Annotated in this window: 1 protein-coding gene and 1 pseudogene; one reads left to right on the forward strand and one right to left on the reverse strand. The window is 77.2% G+C overall.

Annotated elements, in window-relative coordinates; translation table 11 throughout:
• The coding region (locus ABD879_RS32645) for an ATP-binding cassette domain-containing protein (protein WP_345025657.1) at positions 1–354 on the reverse strand (354 nt) is incomplete at its 3' end.
• Positions 355–617: 263 nt separating this feature from the next.
• Between ABD879_RS32645 and ABD879_RS32650 the strand changes: the two are divergent.
• Positions 618–1,065, forward strand: a pseudogene (locus ABD879_RS32650) (hypothetical protein); the annotation flags it as partial.

The following is a 1,065-nucleotide window of genomic DNA, read 5'->3' on the forward strand; positions in this document are numbered from 1 at the left end:
GCCGGGCACGTCCCGCAGCAGCGCGTGCGCCCGCACCGCGACCAGCACGTTCTCGCGGACGGTGAGCCCGCGCAGGACCGCGGGGCGGCGGAAGGTGCGCGCCACGCCCCGGCGGGGGCGCGGGACCGGCAGCCTGCGGGTGAGGTCGGCGCCGTCCAGCCGGACGCTGCCGCACGCGGGCCGCAGCCGGCCGCAGACCACGTCGGCGAGGGCGGCGGCGCCGGGGCCGTCCGGCCCGACCACTCCGGTGACCGTCGCGGGCGGCGCCGTCAGATCCGCTCCGTCGAGCACGGTCACCCCGCGGCGCCGCACGGTGACGCCGCACACGCACAGCCCTGGCTCTGCGTCCCGCACGACCCACCGCCTTCCGGTGTGACGTGGATCACTAATTGGTCGTCACCCTACTGACGCCCCCGGGGGCGGGCAAGACGACCGAAGTCGATCACGGTTGGGTTTCGGAACAAGAAGCGACATTGCCGCCAAAAGTTACGTTACATAGTTTCGCCGCGAACAGGGCGCGCTCTCCGAACTTCGTCGCAGGCCGGCGGCCGGCCGCCCGGACCGCGACCCGGCCGGGGCCCCGGCCGCCGCCTGCCCCCGAGTCCCGAGGAGACGCCATGCCGCTGAAGAAGACGGCGCCGGTCAAGCGGCGCGACCTGCTGGCCGGAGTCGCGGCCGCCGCGGGCTTCGCCACCGTCGGACTCCTGCCCGGCACCGCGGCCGCCGCCACCCGGCAGCGCCCCGGCGCCGTCCGCCCCCCGTCGCTGTCCACCGCCGACAAGGCCGTGGTCGCCCGCGTCGACGCGCGCCGCGCGCTCAGGCACCTCAAGGTCCTCAGCGACGAGATCGGCTGGCGGGTGTGCGGCACCCGGCAGGAGCACGCCGCCGCCCGGTACATCGCCGGAGTGCTGCGCGACCTCGGCTACAAGGTGACGCTGCAGCCGTTCGCCGTCCCCGACAAGAGCCTGGCCGTCCCGCGCGCCGGCCGCGAGGACTGGCTGAGCGCCGCCGCGCCGGCCGGCGCCGCGGGCCGGGCCGCGGGCCCCGTCGTCGACCTCGGCGCCG

This window comes from Actinomadura keratinilytica (genome assembly GCF_039539665.1).
GTDB classification, from domain to species: Bacteria; Actinomycetota; Actinomycetes; order Streptosporangiales; family Streptosporangiaceae; genus Spirillospora; species Spirillospora keratinilytica.